The organism is Lactobacillus sp. UMNPBX19, from assembly GCF_002553805.1.
Taxonomy (GTDB): domain Bacteria; phylum Bacillota; class Bacilli; order Lactobacillales; family Lactobacillaceae; genus Lactobacillus.
This window is the reverse complement of sequence record NZ_PCYR01000016.1, coordinates 22,549-39,589: the sequence shown is the minus strand read 5'-3', so window position 1 is coordinate 39,589 and position 17,041 is coordinate 22,549. Positions and strand designations below refer to the sequence as shown.

16 protein-coding genes, 1 tRNA gene and 2 pseudogenes are annotated in these 17,041 nt (G+C 34.5%); 18 read left to right on the top strand and 1 reads right to left on the bottom strand.

The features are described from left to right. The 13 genes and pseudogenes from CP370_RS06070 to CP370_RS06005 all read left to right on the top strand — a co-directional run. Positions 1 to 738 (top strand): LPXTG cell wall anchor domain-containing protein (locus tag CP370_RS06070; protein WP_143467866.1); only part of this gene is annotated, 738 nt, incomplete at its 5' end. A gap of 264 nt (positions 739 to 1,002) precedes the next feature. Then, positions 1,003 to 1,194, top strand: a complete 192-nt coding sequence (locus CP370_RS06065) for a hypothetical protein (protein ID WP_087712744.1) — start codon at positions 1,003 to 1,005, stop codon at positions 1,192 to 1,194. Then, positions 1,184 to 1,540, top strand: a complete 357-nt coding sequence (tnpB, locus tag CP370_RS06060) for an IS66 family insertion sequence element accessory protein TnpB (RefSeq protein WP_087712745.1) — start codon at positions 1,184 to 1,186, stop codon at positions 1,538 to 1,540. The genes CP370_RS06065 and tnpB overlap by 11 nt, the downstream gene beginning before the upstream one ends. A gap of 53 nt (positions 1,541 to 1,593) precedes the next feature. Continuing rightward, positions 1,594 to 1,915: pseudogene (locus CP370_RS06055) on the top strand (hypothetical protein); the annotation flags it as partial. A 224-nt stretch (positions 1,916 to 2,139) separates the two neighbouring features. Next, the gene (locus CP370_RS06050) at positions 2,140 to 3,993 is read left to right on the top strand and encodes a heavy metal translocating P-type ATPase (protein ID WP_087712746.1); all 1,854 of its coding nucleotides are present in this window, start codon (positions 2,140 to 2,142) and stop codon (positions 3,991 to 3,993) included. Positions 3,994 to 4,068: 75 nt separating this feature from the next. Continuing rightward, positions 4,069 to 4,299, top strand: coding sequence for a heavy-metal-associated domain-containing protein (locus tag CP370_RS06045; RefSeq protein ID WP_004897838.1), 231 nt, complete (start codon positions 4,069 to 4,071; stop codon positions 4,297 to 4,299). Continuing rightward, positions 4,299 to 4,844 carry a DNA-binding protein gene (locus CP370_RS06040; RefSeq protein WP_087283766.1) on the top strand — a complete coding sequence of 182 codons (546 nt, stop codon included), beginning with the start codon at positions 4,299 to 4,301 and terminating at the stop codon, positions 4,842 to 4,844. Before CP370_RS06045 ends, CP370_RS06040 begins: the two co-directional genes overlap by 1 nt. A 19-nt stretch (positions 4,845 to 4,863) precedes the next feature. Then, positions 4,864 to 5,499, top strand: a complete 636-nt coding sequence (locus CP370_RS06035) for a Crp/Fnr family transcriptional regulator (protein WP_087712747.1) — start codon at positions 4,864 to 4,866, stop codon at positions 5,497 to 5,499. Between the two features lie 88 nt (positions 5,500 to 5,587). Continuing rightward, entirely contained in the window at positions 5,588 to 5,875 is a 288-nt protein-coding gene (locus CP370_RS06030) for a hypothetical protein (protein ID WP_087712748.1), read from the top strand. A gap of 428 nt (positions 5,876 to 6,303) precedes the next feature. Beyond that, a complete protein-coding gene (locus tag CP370_RS06025) occupies positions 6,304 to 7,335 on the top strand; it encodes a serine hydrolase (protein ID WP_087712749.1) in 1,032 nt (343 codons plus the stop codon). Between the two features lie 45 nt (positions 7,336 to 7,380). Further along, a pseudogene (locus CP370_RS06020) lies at positions 7,381 to 8,166 on the top strand (aminoglycoside 3'-phosphotransferase). 444 nt (positions 8,167 to 8,610) lie between these two features. Then, positions 8,611 to 8,763, top strand: coding sequence for an LPXTG cell wall anchor domain-containing protein (locus tag CP370_RS06010; RefSeq protein WP_087283778.1), 153 nt, complete (start codon positions 8,611 to 8,613; stop codon positions 8,761 to 8,763). Positions 8,764 to 8,907: 144 nt separating this feature from the next. Further along, positions 8,908 to 8,991, top strand: a tRNA-Leu gene (locus CP370_RS06005). Positions 8,992 to 9,024: 33 nt separating this feature from the next. Here the strand turns inward: CP370_RS06005 and CP370_RS06000 are convergent. After that, a complete protein-coding gene (locus CP370_RS06000; protein ID WP_087283781.1) occupies positions 9,025 to 9,873 on the bottom strand; it encodes an RluA family pseudouridine synthase in 849 nt (282 codons plus the stop codon). 105 nt (positions 9,874 to 9,978) lie between these two features. On the opposite strand from CP370_RS06000, the gene CP370_RS05995 reads away from it, so the two are divergent. From CP370_RS05995 to CP370_RS05975, 5 genes are read left to right on the top strand one after another with little or no spacing between them, the layout of a single operon-like run. Further along, positions 9,979 to 12,036: a PBP1A family penicillin-binding protein gene (locus CP370_RS05995; RefSeq protein ID WP_087712752.1), complete on the top strand. Its 2,058-nt coding sequence runs from the start codon at positions 9,979 to 9,981 to the stop codon at positions 12,034 to 12,036. A 20-nt stretch (positions 12,037 to 12,056) separates the two neighbouring features. Continuing rightward, the gene (locus CP370_RS05990) at positions 12,057 to 12,410 is read left to right on the top strand and encodes a YlbF family regulator (protein WP_004893585.1); all 354 of its coding nucleotides are present in this window, start codon (positions 12,057 to 12,059) and stop codon (positions 12,408 to 12,410) included. Between the two features lie 5 nt (positions 12,411 to 12,415). After that, the gene (locus CP370_RS05985; RefSeq protein ID WP_087712754.1) at positions 12,416 to 13,639 is read left to right on the top strand and encodes a DNA repair exonuclease; all 1,224 of its coding nucleotides are present in this window, start codon (positions 12,416 to 12,418) and stop codon (positions 13,637 to 13,639) included. After that, positions 13,620 to 16,058 carry an AAA family ATPase gene (locus CP370_RS05980; protein WP_180707234.1) on the top strand — a complete coding sequence of 813 codons (2,439 nt, stop codon included), beginning with the start codon at positions 13,620 to 13,622 and terminating at the stop codon, positions 16,056 to 16,058. The genes CP370_RS05985 and CP370_RS05980 overlap by 20 nt, the downstream gene beginning before the upstream one ends. Next, positions 16,058 to 17,035 carry a 3'-5' exoribonuclease YhaM family protein gene (locus tag CP370_RS05975; RefSeq protein ID WP_087712756.1) on the top strand — a complete coding sequence of 326 codons (978 nt, stop codon included), beginning with the start codon at positions 16,058 to 16,060 and terminating at the stop codon, positions 17,033 to 17,035. Before CP370_RS05980 ends, CP370_RS05975 begins: the two co-directional genes overlap by 1 nt. The last annotated feature ends 6 nt before the right edge of the window (positions 17,036 to 17,041 follow it).

Sequence of the window (17,041 nt, the reverse complement as noted above, 5' to 3'; positions counted from 1 at the left end):
GCAACATTGACACGGAAAGTGATTCTTGATGCAACTACTGGGGAAATCAAATCTGCGGGTAAGTGGTCTACTGCTAAGTGGGAAAGATACTCAGCTCCAGAATTTAAAGGTTACACTCCAGCCCCAGCTCAAATTGATGAAACTACTGTGAACGAGGATACTCAGGATACAACTGTTGAGATTAGCTATACAGCTAATAAGACTCCAGAGCAATCAGATAACAGCAAGGACAAGGATCAAGGACAAAAACCACAGACTCCAGATTCAAATGAGAATGGAAAGCATCACTTATCAACTGGTGAAAATACCGAGTCTAGTGGTTCAACCGCTAAGCCTAAGGTGCTAGCTACTGCTAATAAAGTAACTAAGAATCTTCCACAAACTGGTGAAAATACCGAGTCTAGTGTTTCAACCGCTAAGCCTAAGGTGCTAGCTACTGCTAATAAAGTAACTAAGAATCTTCCACAAACTGGTGAAAATACCGAGTCTAGTGTTTCAACCGCTAAGCCTAAGGTGCTAGCTACTGCTAATAAAGTAACTAAGAATCTTCCACAAACTGGTGAAAATACCGAGTCTAGTGGTTCAACCACTAAGCCTAAGGCGCCAGCTACTGCTAATAAAGTAACTAAGAATCTTCCACAAACTGGTAAAAAAGAAAACCAACTTGGACTCTTAGGTATTGTACTTGCATCTCTTGGAGTCTTTGGCTTAGGTTGGAAAAAGAGGGAACATAAATAGAATATTGGTTTTACTAAATGAATAATTTAGTCTTAAATAAGGTTATAATCTTTTTCGTTACTGATAACTAATTTAATAACTCTACACCATTTAGTGTTGGTTTAACAAAATAATGAAATTGACACTAAATTGGTATAGTTTTTATGAGTTGCATACCTTCGGTATGTGACTCTTTTATTGTAAGCACGGTATAACTGACCGAATTTAAACCTCAATCCAGACCTTCTATACTTAGGGAAACTTAACTATAGGAGGTCTTTATTTATGATTCATGATGTTGTAGAGGTGGGCACGCCAACGACCAAGGCAGTAACGCCGATTTCCAACAAGCGTCATCCGGCAAAAATGTTAACTGCTTCAGTCACCTTAAATAAGCTACGAGTAAACCTCTATCAAGGTGCTGATCCTGACTTAGCTGCTAAATTACTAACCGTGATGATGAACCATGTTGATTAACTGGTCCGCGCCGCGGCATGTCTATATCGTTTGCGGGAAAACTGACTTACGGAAAGGAATTGACGGCTTAGATCTAATAGTTGAAGAAAATTATGGTCTTCAATTAGGCAATGATTCACTTTTTCTCTTTTGTGGTAGTCGAACTGATCGCTTTAAGGGCTTATATTGGGATGGTGAAGGATTCGTCTTACTGTATAAGCGGTTTGAAAATGGTAATTTGCGTTGGCCATGGCATCGTAACGATGCCGTTAGCTTAACTTCATACCAAATCAAGCAATTATTACAAGGGATCGCTCCGTTACCTATTAAGCGTGTCAAGACGGCAATCAAAGGAACAATTTATTAGTCAAAAAGGGTGTTCATCGCCTCGTTTCTCTGGTATGCTTACAAAAATCAGAAAAGGAAGTGAATCATGATGGCTTTATTGATTTACCTGAAACAGAGGCAGTATCTGGGGTTCCTTTTGATGATGCACCACAAGAAATGAACATTCCCCATGATGGTTACTGAATATGATAAGGATGTCCCATTAAAAGATTTACAAGCAAAATTTAAGTAAGCATTTGGTAGTGACGATCTTCAATTAGACAAACGAGTAGTTTATGTTCATGGTGTACCAGCAGATCTTAAATTGCCATCTAGCGTTGCCGGTAATGTTATGAGTTATGATGCACATACAACTTTGCCAATTGCTGCTGGAGAGATTAAATTGGCACATTAATTTTTATAGAACTGAAATTTGAAAGCTAGAGTCTATGCTTTTTGCATGGTTTCTAGTCTTTTTTTGTATGTTCTCCCTTTTATTAAACGAAATTTACACGATAAAACTGTGATTTTTTGCTTAAAAGATAAATATAAAAAGACACTAGTATCTTGATAACAGTCAAGTCACCTAAATTGTTTTTTACCTATAATGTGTAGTGTCAAGAAAGGAAGAGGTGAAAAATGATTAAGTTACAACAATTTTTTATGAGGTACAAAAAGCAGCTTTTGCTTGTTAATACTATTCTGCTGTTGCTTGCTGAAGGATCTAAATGGCTATTGCACATGAATTTACCATACCAGGCTTTAATGCTTATAGTGGGGATTGTCGGAGTGCTTCCAATCGCTTTGACGGCTATTTCATCTTTAAGGGTTAAATTAATTTCTATTGATGTTTTAGTATCGCTGGCGGTAATCGGTGCCTTCATTATTGGTGAATTTAATGAAGCAGCCATTGTTACTTGGCTATTCATGTTAGGCGATGTACTGGAAGAATTAACCCTAAAGAAAACGCGGTCAGCCGTTGCTGATTTAACCAAAATGGCACCACAGACTGCGTTAGTTGTTCAAGATGATGGCTCAACTGAGAAAGAAGACGTCGATTTCATTGATCCTGGTGAGAAGATTTTAGTTAGAACTGGTGATCAGGTTCCAGTCGATGGCAAAGTTATTTCAGGTTCTGGTTATCTTAATGAAGCCAGTGTTAACGGTGAATCTAAATTAGTTAATAAAAAAGCCGGTAATGAAGTATATGCAGGAACTATCCTTGAAAACGGTACATTGACTGTCGAAACTACCGCAGTCGGTGAAGATACGACTTTCGGTAAAATTATTGAAATGGTTGAAGAAGCACAAGATACAAAGTCACATACGGAAAAGTTAATTAACCGGTTTTCCAAATATTACACCCCTACTGTACTTGTAATTGCGATTGCTGTAGGCCTAATTACTAAAGATCTTAGGTTAGCCATTACGGTCATGGTGCTGGGCTGCCCAGGTGCTCTAATTATTGGTGTACCAGTATCTACAGTTGCCGGTATCGGTAATGGTGCTAAAAATGGCATTATGTTTAAAGGGTCGCAAGTAATGGATCAAACTCACCGGATTGATGAAATTGCTTTTGATAAAACCGGCACTTTGACTGTTGGACATCCAGAAGTTAGTGCAATTGAGGTATTAAATGGGCCCAAAGATGAAATTATTAAATTAGCTGCTCAAATTGAGCGTCAAAGTAACCATCCCTTAGCTCAGGCAATTGCCAAGTTAAATAAACAAAAGCCAGCTTCAATTAAAGTAGAAACTGTTAAGGGTAAGGGAATCATCGCCATTTTAAATAATCAAAAATATTATTTAGGTAACCAAGACTTAATCGTTGAAAATACCCGTACCAATGCAAAATTGGATAAGACAATTAATCATTTGAGTCAATTAGGTAATTCAATTGTCGCTTTTGCTAATGAAGACCAAAGTCAATTAGCTGTTTTTGGCATTAAAGATCAATTGCGCCCAGAAGCTAATGATGCTTTAACCCGCTTAAAAGAATTAGGGGTTAAAAAGTTAGTTATGCTTTCTGGAGACAATCAAGAAACTGCTGAACGAATTGCGGCGAAGTTGTCAATCGATGAAGTTCATGGTCAAATGTTGCCACAAGACAAGGCTGCTTTTGTTAAAAAAGAAAGAGCCAAGGGACACCATATTGCTTTTATTGGTGATGGGATCAATGATAGTCCGGCCTTAGCTAATGCTAATGTTGCAATTGCCGTTGGTAGTGGAACGGATGTTGCCATTGAAGTTTCAGACATAGTTTTAGTTAAAAATGACTTGCGGAAGATCGCTTATGCCCTTGGCTTATCCAAGAAGACAATTTTGAACATGAATGAAAATATCGTGATGGCTTTACTGACAGTCTTATTGTTGTTCATCGGTTTGTTTGCGGGTTATGTTGAAATGGCAAGTGGGATGTTTATTCATGAATTTAGTATCTTAATTGTTATCTTGAACGGGATGAGATTAATCAAATTTCAGCAAAAAAATTGACGATCATCAAGTTTATAATCAACAAAACAAAGTAGCATTAGATATGTAAGTTAATAAGGAAGGATGAATTTAATCATGGAAAAAGTAATGATGAAATTATCTGGCATGACCTGTCCTTCATGCTTAAGCAAAATTGAAAGGGCGGTTGGTAGTTTGGATGGAACCGACCAAATAAAAGTTTTATTCAATGCAGGAAAGCTAAAATTTACGCTGGATCCTGATAAAACTAAAACTGTTGATGTCAAGACAGCTATTGAAAAAATGGGTTATGAAGTACAAGAAATTAAGGAAAAGGAGCTTAACTGATGAATGCAGAAGAAAAATACCAGGCGGAATTGAAGCAAAGCGACCTTGATCACCATCAGCCAACTGCAGCTGCCATGACTGGTCACATTATTTCTAACTTGTTAATCCATTCTTTAAAGATTAACCAAGCTAACTTATTTGCTAAAGGATCTGCTAGTCTTTTTTTAGCCGAAAAAGCTACTGGTTGGATTGCTTATGAACGTCAGGAATTTGACCAATTGAATCACTTATTGGTTAATAATGGTGAAAGTATTCCAACAATTACAGCTCAATTTAAGGAATATACTATGCTAGAAGAAGACGGCAGTAGTAAATATTTAGCAGGTGATAAGCAACTGTTTGCCTTGGTAAAAGATTTTGATACGCAAACGCTCTTCATTACTAAGGCAATTACTTTAGCTAACAATGAAAGTTGGCTAGAATTATCTGCTAATTTAACTAATTTAATGGCTTGGATTAAGGAGCAAATTCGGGTAACTCAAGACTTCTTAGGTCATGAACTAAAAGAAGGATTGTATGTCGAAGATGACGATGATGACTTTTAATTAAAGGACGATGAATTTAATGGCTGATTTATGTGTTAACTTAGTACCACTATTTAATGCTTTACCTCAGGATGAGAAGATGCAAATCGAAAAATTAGTTCAGCATAAAAACTATCAAAAGGGTGAAGTGATAATTGATCCAACGATAAATGATAATTTAGTAATTGTCGCTGATGGTAACGCTAAGCAGTACACCTTAGATGAAGACGGCTATGAGAATGTTTTGCAAATCTTGCATACAGGTGATTATATTGGTGAGAATTGGCTTTTTGGTCAAAAAAATATCAATAATTACGTCGAGGCTACGGAACACAGTGAAATTTGTTTATTAAAACGGCAGGATCTACTGAAGCTGATGCATAAACAGCCAGAATTAAGTATTCGATTATTGGAACTAAATATTGTTAAAGTTTCGGAAATGCAAAAACAAATTCACTTGTTGGCTTTGCCGAATGTTGAAGACCGGTTATTAAAGTATTTACAAACATATGCAGATGAAATTGGTAAAAATAATTTTACCTTACCCTTAAAAATGAAGGACTTAGCCTTATACCTTGGAACAACACCTGAGACCCTGTCTCGTAAATTTGCTTTATTAGAAAAGCAAGGTCAACTGAAACGTCAATTACGTCGAATTGAATTATTCGAAAATTAGTTTAATTAGGCAATTATTGCTTAGTTGATAATATACACGTTATATCAGTTTAGAAAATAAGAGAAAGGTGGGTCATATTATATGCAAAGTGAATTTCAAAAAAATTTTTCAAGAAATTCAAGCAGATCCTGATAATGAATCTTTTACAAAGCAAGTGATCAAGCCACTTTACTATGCTTCTTCATCTGCCAGAATAAATATCATTGGTCAAGCACCAGGACGAATTGCCCAAGAAAAAATAAAATTCTGGGATGATCCTAGTGGTAATCTTTTAAAAGATGAAGATCACAATAAGACGTATGAAATCGTAAATGGCAAATGTATATATTTAAGAGAAGATAATTTTCAACATATCGACGGCAAACCTTATGTTTGATACAGGTAGCATCTTTTTAGAGTTTTCCACAAACTCACTGTCTTGATTTATGGCATCAATAGGTTTCCACAGACTGATTAAAATTCTTAACTCTGAGTAACGTTGAAAATGCTTAAATTCATGGGTCATAACGGTTGTGTGGATATAAGGGCCACCATTACACAGACATAGTCAACCGCGCCACATGACCGTTTAGTACCAATGTGCAATTGTCAGAAACCAGTCACTGCATGTTGAAGCTGTAGCAGTGCTAGTGAAGAAATAACGATTATTAAAATTAAAAAATGCTGTATGATTTGTAAAAAACATACAGCATTTTTTTGTCTCAAAAGGGTTGAGGATCGTGATATTCAAGAATTACAATTAAAGAAAGATAATAAACGAAAAAGGTCTATTAAAAACTGGCATAACACGAAAAGGAAAATATTATGCATCATCTAAAAAAATTTGTTCTATATACTATCATGGCGCTTTGTGCTTTTTCATTACTTTTATTTGTAATACCGACCGATAAGATGAGTCCAGGAAGTCGAAATACTCCAAAAGATCTTAAAAGCTACATGAAGTTTCATCATATTAATGGGGTAATGTTAGTCAGTGGCAAAGATGGAACACCAGTTGTAGTGGAAAATAACGAAACTACTAATAAAGAAAAGATAGTGAAAGCTAATCAATTATTTCCAACTGCTTCTTTGCAAAAAATTATAACAGGGGCTGGAATTTATCAACTTCAACAAAAAAAGCAGCTCAATTGGAATACTCCTTTATCTAAATATTTCCCTCAAGTTCCAGGCAGCAGTAACATAACGATTCGTGAATTAATGAATCATACAAGTGGATTGATTAATAATGCTCGCCCATCTGCTCCTCTTAAAAACCAGCAAGAACAAATTGCATATATGCTTGACCATATGCAATATGATCATCTTCATACTTGGGATTATCAGGATGTGGACTATGAATTATTAGCAGCAATTATTAGTCGAGAAAGTAAGTTAACTTATAATAATTACATTCAAAAGCAATTTGCAAAGTCTCTTAATCTTAATCAGATAAAAGATTTTTCTGAAGTTAATAAAAAAGAAATTCCGCAGCCGTTAAACGAAAATGTTAGCTGGCATACAGTAACAGTGACTACATCTTCTGACTTTGGAGCTGGAAATTTATTTATATCTCCAAATGATTATTGGAAATTCGTTTATAGCGAAGTTTTAAAAGATCCTAAGATGATTAACCAATTTTCTCAGCAAACTAAAGGTCAAGAAGTAGCCTACTTTGGCGGAGTATATTTTAAGGGAAATGTAATTCGCGCAGAAGGTAGTATTCCAGGATATAATTCATGCTTTGTGGCTGACTATAAAACTAAGCAAATGATAATGCTTTTCTCTAATAATATTGACTATCTAACTTTAAAGAGAATATCTGATTATATTTTGCATCATTATTATGGAGAGCTGTAATTATTATTTTTGTATACTTCATTTTTTACCCATAGGATCAAATATATGAAAAAAACTTTAATTACTCAGATGCCAGAAGATCTACCAAAGGAGATTAAAAATTTTATCTCTGACGCACCAATTTATGACAGTTCCTCTTCACCTGAAGCAAGAGTATATTTTGTAGATAAAGACGAAGGCTATTATTTAAAAAGAGCTAACCTTGGAAAGCTAGCAAAATAGGCCAAGATGACGCAGTACTTTTATTCAAAGGGACTTGGCGCAGAAGTGTTAGATTATACTGCAAATGATTATGATTGGCTTTTAACAAGGGCAGTTAAGGGTGAAGATTGCGTTTATTCAGAATATCTCGCAAATCCAAAACGCTTATGTGATACCATTGCTTGCGAATTAAGAAGACTGCATGAAATAGATTACGCTGATTGCCCAGTTATGGAGAGAACCAGGGAATATTTAGCAACCGCCGAGAAAAACTACCAAACAGGAAATTATGATAAGTCAGTTTTTCCTGATAGCTTTGGCTATCGTTCAGCAGAAGAGGCTCACCAGGTTTTAGAAGCAGGTAAAGATGCTTTGCAGGCCAAGGTTTTACTCCATGGAGATTATTGTTTACCAAATATTATTCTTAATAACTGGAAGTTTTCAGGCTTTATTGACTTTGACTGTAGTGGGGTGGGCGATCGACATATTGATTTATTTTGGGGTGTTTGGACACTCTGGTTTAATTTGAAAACTAATAAGTATCGTGATCGCTTTCTTGATGCATATGGAAGAGATAAGGTAGATGAGGCACTACTGGAGGTGATTGCTGCAGCTGAGGTTTTTGGGTAGGAGTGTATAGAAAAAATGATTTTGCGGTCATATAAAATTAGGGATTGTAAAAAGTTAATTAATCTTTTCTATAATACAGTTCATACTGTGAATGCAAAAGATTATACAAGTGAGCAGCTTGATGTTTGGGCTCCTAAAAATATAGATTTAAGAAAAAAAGAATAAGACAGGAAGTAAAGATAGCCATTCTAACTTCCACATCAATGATTCAAAAAAGAGCTCAGAATCGACAGTTGAAAAATTACCAGTTCAAAATGATAATTCAGTCACAAAACTAGATGCACTAGAAAATAAGCAAAACCATCAACCCAAAACTAATGGTATTTCCGCTACATTATTAGCTTCAAAGTTAGATATACCTGAAATAATCTAGAAAAAAGCACGAATAATAAATTTACGGAGACAAGTAACCATAAAAATGTTTTCTCTGGAATAAATAATAAGATGAATAATGGCTATGTAGCTTCAACTTCCAGAAATAATGCAAGCTTGCCACAGGCGGGAAGTAAAAACAATAGTACTATCTTAGTTTTGGCAGGTATTAGTAGCTTGTTTACTGCACTTGGATTGAGTATTTTCAAAAAGAAAACTAAATAGAAATAAAAAGCATAATTTTCAGCAGAAAGTTTTGTTGACTAGAACACACTGATAATGGAAAAAATAGATTATCTTGTTCTGTAATTAAGATTTTTCTTTCCAATTTTATTAACTTTTTGGTATGATAGATGTGTTCAAAAAGTTGCCTCAATGGCGGAATTGGCAGACGCGCAGCGTTCAGGTCGCTGTTCACGCAAGTGAGTGCAGGTTCGACTCCTGTTTGGGGCACAAATAAAAGAGATATGTTTTGGCATATCTCTTTTATTTTTTCTCCAATTTCACTGTTTTATTTTCAAAACTAAAGGGTTTTCTAAAGGTAAGTTGAAAGGCTGTTAACTGTAATTGTTCCCCATCTTGATAATCAGAATTATATAAGGGATCACCAATTATTGGGGCACCGAGAGCAGCTAAATGAACTCTGATTTGATGAGTTCGACCAGTTTCTAATGTAAGTTTTACCAGTATTCTATCTTTATCTCTTTTTATTACTTCATAGTGTGTCACAGCTTTTTGTCCATCTTGTCTCACCATTCTTTTTCTTTGATCATGTGGATCGTGACCAATTGGAAGATCAATGATACCGGTATTTTTTATTTGTGGAGAGTTAGAAATCCAGGCTAAATATTCTCGATGCAATGTTTTATCAGTTAATTGCCTGTTTAAAATTGGTACGACCGCAGGATTTTTGGCCACTAACAAAAGACCACTTGTCAACATATCTAATCTGTGAACAATAAAAGGACTATAGCCTAAATAAGTTGCACAGTCATTTAATGCTGTATCTTCTTCATTTAAATTGGGATGTGTCTTTTGTCCAGCAGGTTTATTAATTACTAAAATATCATTATCTTCATAGACAACTTTAGGCAATTTTCCACTAGCGGGATAAGGTTGTTGATCACTTTCAATATGATCAAGCTGAATTTCAATTTTATCTCCAGGTTTTACTAAAAAATTAAGTGGTAAATATTTTCCATTAATTAATATTTTCTTTTCACTACGTAAAAAGTGCCGCCATTTTCTTGGAATAAGCAATTTACGCATTAGCCTATCAACACTAATTGGCGTTAAATGGTCGGGATATGTAAGCGAATATTGGTATATAGTCATTTTTTCACCTTATCTAATTTTTAACCTTTAAAACACTATTTTTCAAATAAAGATATGCTAAAATCGTCATATTAGGTTTATTGACGAAAAGGGAGTTTTAATTTTATGCATTCCCAAAATCATGAGTTTTGGTATCGCGTTCATTTAGCGATTAAAAACTTCAACCATCGTTTTCAAATTTGGCGTTGGTTAATTTTAATATTACTGTCCTGTTGTTTGTTTGTTTGTACATATTATACCGTTAAGGTAAAAACTTCGAACATCTCTAATATGAAGGCAGCACTTTCTACTACAACCACGATTTATGATAATAAAAATCAAAAGGCCGGATCCCTATACTCACAAAAGGGATCTTTTGTGGAACTGAATCAGATATCGCCTTATATTCAAGATGCTGTCATCGCTACAGAAGACCGGACTTTTTATAAAAATCCTGGTTTTAGTGTAAAAGGGATGGCAAGAGCAGCCATCAGTAGTTTAATCCACCGAGGTATTGTTGGTGGTGGATCTACCTTAACACAGCAACTAGCCAAGAATGCATTATTGACTCAAAAGCAGACTTTTTCTAGAAAACTAGAAGAACTCTTTTTTGCAATCGAAATTAATCGTGTCTATTCTAAAAAAGATATCTTAACAATGTATCTGAATAATGCGTATTTCGGTAATGGTGTTTGGGGTGTTCAAGATGCAGCAAGACGCTACTTTGGAAAAAATGCTAGCGATGTAACAGTAGGAGAAGCGGCTACAATTGCAGGTATGCTTCGTAGTCCAAGCTACTATAATCCAATTGATCACATGGACAATGCAATCGTAAGGCGAAATGTTGTTTTAGGATTGATGGCTGATACAGGAAAAATTTCTAAGACACAAGCTGATAATGCTAAGAAGACTACGCTTACCCTTGATGATACATTTTCTCAAGAAGATGGCTATCGCTACCCTTACTTCTTTGATGCCGTTGTTGATGAAGCAATAGATCGTTATGGCTTAAAAGAAGAAGATGTAATGAACAAAGGATTAAAGATCTATACTACGCTAGACACTGGCTATCAAACTGCCTTGCAAGATAGTTTTGAAGAAAGCTGGAATTTCCCACCAAATGCCAGTGATGGCACTAAGATACAAGGAGCTAGTGTTGCAATGGATCCAAAGACTGGAGCTGTTCGAGCAATGGTTGGTGGTAGAGGACAACATGTCTTTCGCGGCTATAACCGTGCTACCCAGATGAAACGTCAGCCGGGTTCGACTATGAAGCCACTAGCTGTCTATTCACCAGCTTTGCAGAATGGATATCATTATGATTCTGAACTTTCTAACAAACTGCAAAAATTTGGAAAAAACGGCTATGAGCCAAAGAATGTTGATAATCAATACTCAAATAAGATTCCAATGTATGAAGCGCTAGCTCAAAGTAAAAATGTACCAGCAGTATGGCTTTTAGATAAGATTGGTGTCAGCAAGGGTGTTCAATCAGTGGAAAACTTTGGCATTCACGTTAATAAGAGTGATCAAAACTTGGCATTAGCTTTAGGTGGACTTTCAACTGGTGTTTCACCATTGCAGATGGCACGAGCTTATAGTGCTTTTGCTAACGAAGGTAATTTACCAAATCAATCCTACTGTATTACTAAAATCACTGATGCTAGCGGCAATGTTATTGCTCAAAACAAGAATCCTGGTAATCACCGAATTATTTCAACTAATACTGCTAAAGAAATGACGTCAATGCTTTTAGGCGTCTTTACTTCAGGAACTGGTAGATCTGCTCAACCATCAAGTTTTAGAGTGGCAGGTAAGACTGGTTCAACTGAGGTACCAGATAGTTATGGATTTGGTACAAAAGACCAATGGATCGTTGGCTATACTCCAGATGTTGTCTTATCAACTTGGGTAGGTTTTGATAAGACTGATCAAGAACATTATATGGAAGGTATTTCAGAAACTGGAATTACTCACTTATATAAATCTGAATTGGAGCGGCTACTTCCATATACTTCTCAGACACAGTTTAAGGAAAAGAGCGCCCAACAGATAGCCAAAGATACAGGTGCAAATTCAGACTGGCTTGGTAATTTAGGTCAACAAGTACAAAAAGGAATCAATGATACTGGGTCTAAGTTCAACGAATGGTATAATAATCTTAAAGGAATTTTAGGTCGTTAAAAAAGGAGTTTTTATTTAAAATGGTTAATATTTACGATAACGCTAATCAATTAGCAAAGGACTTGCAAGAAACAGAACAATTCAAAGATTTAAAGAAATCTCTTGAAAACTTAAAGAACAATCCAGAAAGTTTGGATTTATACCAAAGAATGGATAAGCTTCAACAACAAATTTTAGCTGCTCAAAATTCAGGCCAACCACTTTCTGAAGATGTACAAAAAGAATATCAAAAGATCAATGAAGAAGTTCGTAATAATGATGAATTAAAAGACATGATTACCAAGGAACAAGCTCTCTTTCAAATGATTAACGACGTTCAACAAGCTATGACTAAGCCAATCGGCGATTTATATGATGATTTAAAGGCAAAATAATTAGTATGAAATTTATGCATTTAGCAGATGCGCACTTAGATAGTCCCTTTCAAGGACTATCTTTTTTGCCATCTAATGAATTTAAAAATATTAAACAATCTACCCAAAAGTCATTCACTAAAGCAATTGATACAGCGTTAGATAGAAATGTAGATTTAGTTTTAATTGCGGGTGATACATTTGACTCAGTTCATCCTAGTCCTCAGAGTCAACTGTTTTTTAATCGTGAAATAAAACGACTGACAGATCAAAAAATTCAAGTTGTGATGATTTTAGGAAATCATGATTATTTGAATCCTGATGAGATGTTATTGCCACAAACTCCGTATTTTAAACTTTTAGGCTCTAATGAAGAAGTAGAAGAATTTGAATCTAAAACTAAAGGAGATTTTCCATATACTGTGGTTGGATTTTCTTATCAACATAATCACATCGAAACTGATAGGATTAGTGAATTTCCTAAAAGGAGAGATAACTTTACTATTGGTTTAATGCATGCGGGCGCTAAGACTACTACAAATTATCAAAACGTTTATGCTCCATTTACAACGGCTGAAATTAAAGATTTAAACTATGATTATTTTGCTTTAGGTCATATTCATTTGCGTCAGACTTTAAGTGAAGATCCTTTAATTGTTTATAGTGGTAATCTCCAGGGTAGACACATTAACGAACAAGGTAGTAAAGGGGTATATATCGATACAGTAGATGAAACAACTAAAAAAGTAGGTCTTGATTTTGTTGAAACGGCACCAATTATTTGGCAAATGGCAACTCTAACTTTGGATCGAGAAATCTCACAAAATGATTTAACAAGACAAATAGTTGAAATTTTGACTAAGCAAAATGTGCAACAAACTTTATTTGGTTTAACAATTGAAGGAGTCCAACACTTAAGTGAAAAAGAACTAGAATTAGTCAAGGACAGTGATTATTGGCTTCAACTATCTAATTCTTTAAAATTTGATTCTAGACTTGTAAAAGTTTATCTGACGAATAATGAAAAACTTCAACTTAAAACAGCGGATAAAGAAGCATTTGATCAAGCTGAAAGTGAAACTTTTGAACTAGATAAGATTTATGCGTTAGCTAATGATTTAAGTAAAAAAAGTGATTATGTTGCTGATATTTTGAAGAAACCAGAATTTATTAACGAAGTAAAAGAATTAGCCCAGGTTAAATTGGGACAAAAATTAAAGGATATAGATGATGAAGTTAACTCAAATTAAAATTATTCACTTTGGAAAATTAAATGATGTGACTTTTAATTTGAACAAAGATTTAACGATATTTTTAGGTGCGAATGAAGCTGGAAAAAGTACAACTGTAGCCTTTGTTAAACAAGTTCTATTTGGATTTCACTTAAGAACTAATAAATCACCTTTCTTTGAGACTTATCAACCTTTGGATCATGTTAGTCCAATGGGGGGAAGCTTAACTTTTGAAGATACAGATGGAACTTTTATTTTAAGTCGGTTATATGCAAAAGGGGATCCTAAGAAGGGTGTTTTAAAAGTTAGTTTAAACGATCAAGAAGTGCCAGAGAGTGTTTTTTTTGATCGTATCCAAAATATAGATGGCAGTTTTTATACGGATAGCTTTATTTTTAATCAGGATATGATGCGTGAGGTAAATGGATTATCTCAGGCCGAATTAATGGAACAAATTTACTTTTTAGGAGCATCCCAAAGTCATAAATTACTTGATTTAAGAGATGAGTTTTCAAGTAATGCTCAGAAGCTTTTTAAAAAGAGTGGACGCAAGCCGATAGTTAATCAATTAATTAATCAAATTGAAGAACAAAAAGAAGTTTTGGCCCAAACTAATAGTGAACTTAATGATTATCGTGAACTTGAAGAAAAATTAACTCAAGGAAATGAAGAGCTTAAAAAAAATCAAGCTGAACTAGTTGAATTAAATAAAGAGGACCAAAAAATTAGTCTATTAATGCAAAAGCTAACTAATTTTAAGCAGTATCAGCAACTAAAAAAAGAAGTACAACCTGTTTCTTTCTCTAAAGAGAGCTATGAGAAAGCACGGGCTATTCAAAGTAAGATTTCAGATTTAACAGCTGATATTAAAAGTTTAGAGACGCAGCTTGATGAAATTAAGAACAGTAGTGAATTATCTAACAAAGATAAAATTCAAGCATTAGTTGATCATAAGGCTGAAGTTTTGCATTGGGAAAGTGAAAGTAAAGATTTGCACCGGCAAATTGAAACTGCTAAGGAAGATTTAAAATCTTATGAACAGTTTCAGCCAGAAGCAGTTAAATTAAGCAAATTATCAAGTGAGACTCGAAACAAAATAAAGGATGATTATCAAGCTCTAAAGAGTCAAAAGCAAGAAAATAATAATTTTCCAGGAATGTTATCATTAATTTTATTAGTTGCGGGACTTTTTAGTGCAATTGCGATTAACAACTTGTTTGTGCGTTTCTTGGGAATAATGATTGCCTTAGGTGGGCTTGGACTATTTGTTTGGACAAAGCAAACTAATGCCAAGAAAAGCCAAAAAGACCAAGAATTTATTGAAAAATATGGGCTTGATCCTAACGTCATTGACTTGAGTAGTTTGTGGAATGAAGTAGTCCAAATTGAATCTAGAAAACAAACACTTAGCCAATTAGATCAAGATCAGGCTTATTTGGATGAAAAGATTCAAGCTTTTATTCAGGAGTTATATCCTTTTACCCAAAGAAATGTTCAGACATTTTCAGATATTGTAAATCAGTTAAATTCATTACGAAAAGTTATTGATCAGAATAATTTGTCTAAGCAACATTTAAATGATGTGGCAGTGAATTTACAAGAAAAAAAGAACCAATTAGCTAAGAATAAAATTGATCTTTCCAATTTATTTGCGGCAAGTAAAGTTACTGATTTTGCGGAATTTTCTGAGCTAAAGCAACAAGCCGAAGCACAAGAACAATTGAAGTTGAAAATAGAAGCATTACAAAATGATTTGCAAGCCGATCTCGCGCAATTAGAAAAAATTGCAAAAGATCCAAATAAATTAGCAGAAAATAAGGATCAAATAGAAAAGCAAATTTCTCAAAAGCAAGAGCAAATTAATGATTTACATGCAGAAAATGCTAAGCTTGAAAATCAGATGCATGTTTTAGCAAATTCTGATAAATATTTTGCTGAAAAACAAAAATTAACTGACCTAGAAACATCATTGAGTGAAAATGTTAAAGAATATTTAGCTAACTTATTAACTAGCAATTGGATTGCGCGAGGCTTAGATTTAGCCTCAAATGAGCGTTTTCCTAAGATGCTTGAAGATGCAAAGAAATATTTCAATCTTTTAACTGGTGGAAGATATGTAGATATTCAGTTAGATAAAAAACTTAAAGTTAAAAGAAAAGATGGTAAAAAGTTTGACGTTGAATATCTGTCTCGTGGGACAAGTGAGCAATTATATTTTGCTTTGAAATTAGCTTTTGTTGAACAAGTTGCTGATAAAATTGCTTTACCAATTTTGATTGATGATGCTTTTGTAAACTTTGATGCACAAAGAACCAATTATATTGTCAAACTATTAGAAGAGTTGGCCCAGAAAACACAAGTTTTAATTTTTACAGCACGACAAGATTTAGTAGCTAATCTTGAGATGGAATCAATAAGAATAGAAAAGGAACAATAATGATAAAAAGGTTGCTTGATTATAATGATGGCGAAGATATGAATTTGGTTTTACTTTTAAAAGATTCAAGTCTTCGTACTAGTAAAAATGGTAAACAATACTTAGTTTTACAATTTAGCGATTCAAGTGGCACAATTAGAGGAAATCTTTGGAACGCTAGTCAGCAGGATGCGGATACTTTTAGTCCAGGAACCATCGTGGAATTGAGCGGAAGAAGAGAAGAGTATCAAGATAGACCCCAAATAAGAATTTATGATTTGAGAGTAGTGGGACCAAATGAAGGATATGACTTAAGTCAATTTGTTCATTCAGCTCCAATTAAACAAAAAGATCTTGAAGAAGAAATTAGTAAACGTGTTTTTGAGATCTTAAATCCAACCTGGAATCGAATTGTCCGCTACTTACTTAAGAAATGGAATAAAGAGTTTTTCTCATATCCAGCTGGCAAATCTAACCATCATGCCGTCAGAAATGGACTAGCATTCCATACTGTTTCAATGCTAAGGGATGCGGAAGGAATTGCTAATACTTATCCTCAAATTGATCGGTCACTTCTATATGCGGGATGCATTTTACATGATATGGGAAAGGTAATTGAACTATCTGGTCCTGTAGCCACAACTTATACGACTGAAGGAAATTTGATTGGACACTTAGTTTTAATTGATGAGCAGATTATGCTAGCAGCTCATGAATTGAAAATTGATGAGCATAGTGAAGATTTAATGCTCTTGCGGCATTTAGTTTTGTCACATCACGGCTTACCTGAATATGGCGCAGCTCATCGACCAGTAGTGCTAGAAGCTGAAGTTTTACATAAAATTGATGATTTAGATGCTACAGTTTATGCAATTACTAATGCTTTGCAGCAAACTAAGCCAGGAGAATTTACTGAAACAATTAAGTCACAAGACAATCGTAGATTTTACAGGCCTAAAAATGATGATGCCTTAGATAAAGCACCAAAATTAGAGTAAATAAAA